Annotated in this window: 2 tRNA genes; both read right to left on the bottom strand. The window is 54.0% G+C overall.

Annotated features, from left to right (window positions below):
• A tRNA-Asp gene (locus A3773_RS17105) sits at positions 1-77 on the bottom strand.
• Between the two features lie 140 nt (positions 78-217).
• A tRNA-Val gene (locus A3773_RS17100) sits at positions 218-293 on the bottom strand.
• Positions 294-322 lie beyond the last annotated feature (29 nt).

Here is a 322-nt window from a genome sequence, read left to right as displayed (position 1 = left end):
TGGCGGAATGGACGGGACTCGAACCCGCGACCCCCTGCGTGACAGGCAGGTATTCTAACCAACTGAACTACCACTCCACGTAATACGGGACTCGAACCCGCGACCTCGATCGCCACTATCAGTGACAGACCGCTATCCCAACGAAGTGAACTACCACTCCACGTAATACGGGACCAAACACGCCCCTCAATAACGTTAAACATTACTGAGTGCTTAGTGGTGGGCGTGGAGAGGCTCGAACTCCCGACATTCGCCTTGTAAGGGCGACGCTCTCCCAACTGAGCTACACGCCCACTAAGCAGATTAGCTTTTATACGATCTT

The organism is Neptuniibacter pectenicola (assembly GCF_001597735.1).
Lineage (GTDB): Bacteria > Pseudomonadota > Gammaproteobacteria > Pseudomonadales > Balneatricaceae > Neptuniibacter > Neptuniibacter pectenicola.
The sequence above is the reverse complement of the archived record's forward strand: the minus strand, read 5'-3'. Positions and strand labels throughout refer to the sequence as shown.